At 72.2% G+C, this 2,105-nt stretch carries 1 protein-coding gene; it reads left to right on the forward strand.

Annotated elements, in window-relative coordinates; all coding sequences use genetic code 11:
* A partial coding sequence (locus tag ACFQ11_RS37615; protein ID WP_378307718.1) for a right-handed parallel beta-helix repeat-containing protein occupies positions 1–2,105 on the forward strand: 2,105 nt, incomplete at both ends.

Consider the following 2,105-nt stretch of genomic DNA (forward strand, 5'->3'; position numbering starts at 1 on the left):
CGGCCTCGTCCCGGCGGCGGCCCTGCTGCCCCCGCCCCCGGCGCACGCCGCGCCGACGCCCCCGCCCGCCCAGGGCGGTCAGCCGACCGGGCAGCCCGGCGGGCAGCCGCAGACCGGCCGGCCGACCGGGCAGCCGACCGGACAACCGCAGAACGGGCAGCAGCAGGGAACCCAGCAAGGCGCGCAGCAAGGCGCGCAGCAGGGTTCGCAGCAGCAGACTCCGCAGCAGGGCGCCCAGCCGGGAGCCCAGCAGACGCCCCAGCAGGGCGGGCGGCCGGCCGGTGAGGCGGACCGGCAGGCCGTGCTCGTCGACCAGGAGGACCAGCGGATCCTGCAGATCCGGTCCGTCCTGACCGCGATCCTGCAGATCGGCGGCGCCGCCACCGCGCAGTGGAAGCAGCCGCAGATCTTCGGCTCCAGCCACGGCAAGACGCTCGTCCTGCCGCCGATCGGCCAGGACTACACGGTCGCCGACCTCGCCAAGTACGGCGGCAAGTACTTCAAGCGGCTGCCGGACGGCTCGTTCCTGCTCGGCATCCCGGTGTTCGTCGCCGACGGCGCGAAGCTGACGCTGAAGAACCCCGACGGGCCGCTCGTCCTGCGGATGGGCAGCATGCCGGGCGCGTACGCGTCCATCGTCAGCTTCGGCGGCGAGATCGACATCGAGGGCACCCAGCAGAACCCGGTGCAGATCACCAGCTGGGATCCGCGGACCAACAAGCCCGACGTCGAACTGGCCGACGGCCGCGCCTACCTGCGGGCGGTCGGCGGCGAGTTCCACATCAAGCACGCCAAGTTCGCCCACCTCGGCTTCTGGAGCGGCCGCACCGGCGGCATCGGGATGACCGGCACCGACCGGCCGCAGAACGAGCAGAAGCGCAAGACCAAGGAAGAGCGGCACGAGGCCAAGAGGAAGCGGCTGGAGGAGAACAAGAACCGCGGCGGTGGCGGCGGCCCCGGCGACATCGAGGTCGTGGAGCCGGGCGGCACCGCGACGCACGTGCCCGCGGCCGACCTGGTCACCGGGTCGATCGACAACGCCACGATCACCGGGAACGCGTACGGGCTGTTCGTCTCCGGGTCGAACCAGACGCAGATCAGCAACAGCCGGATCGAGAACAGCCTGGTGGACGGGCTGGTCATGCACCGGTTCGCGAAGAACGCCAACATCTCGAACACGACGGTGACCGGCAGCCGCGGCGACGGCTTCGCGCTCGCCCGGGCCACCGAGAAGATCCAGGTGACCGACTGCACGGCCGAGCGCAACGGCCACAACGGCTTCACCGTCAACGGGCAGCCGCTGGCCGAGGGGCCGTCCGCGTCGGGCGAGTCGCTCAAGGCGTACGGCGGCAGCTCCATCAGCAACAGCGTCGCCCGGGACAACGGCCACTACGGCGTCGAGCTGCTCGGCGGCACCAAGCTGTCGGTGCAGAACAGCAAGATCATCGGCGGCGACATGGGCATCGTCGTCCGGGAGGGCGCCACCGACGTGCAGATCTCCGGCAACCAGCTCACCGAGCAGGTCCGGCAGGGCATCTCGGTCCGCGACGGCGTCGACGACGCGAGCCTCGCCGGGAACACGATCGTCGGGGCCCGCACCGGCATCTACCTGCGCGACTCGTCCGGGAAGCTGACCGGCAACGTCATCAAGGGCGCCGCCGCGCACGGCATCACGTTCGTCGGGGACGCCGACGGCTCCGACGTCCGCAACAACACCCTGCAGGGCCGCGGGACGAGCGCGATCAGCACATCCCGGTCGAGCGGCGACATCGCCGAGGACGACAACAACACCGACGGGTGGACCGACACGGCGTCGCTGTGGATGAAGGCGCGCCGCTACCTGACCCCGATGAACATGATCTGGGCGGGCGTGTTCTTCATGGTGCTGTTCTCGATGCTGCGGGCGCGCAACGCCGGCCTGCGCATCGGCCGCACCGGGGTGCACCCGTACGAGCTGCAGCAGCCGATGGAGAAGCGGCAGGTGTGGAGCCTGCCGCGCCGTCCCGCCGGTCCCGCGCCGGCCGGTGCGGCCGTCCCGGCGGGCGCCCCCGGGCATATGCCGGCCGCCCCTGCGGCCGCCCCCGCGGGCGGCGCCGCCGGACAGC

It is taken from the genome of Actinomadura sediminis, assembly GCF_042675525.1.
Lineage (GTDB): Bacteria > Actinomycetota > Actinomycetes > Streptosporangiales > Streptosporangiaceae > Spirillospora > Spirillospora sediminis.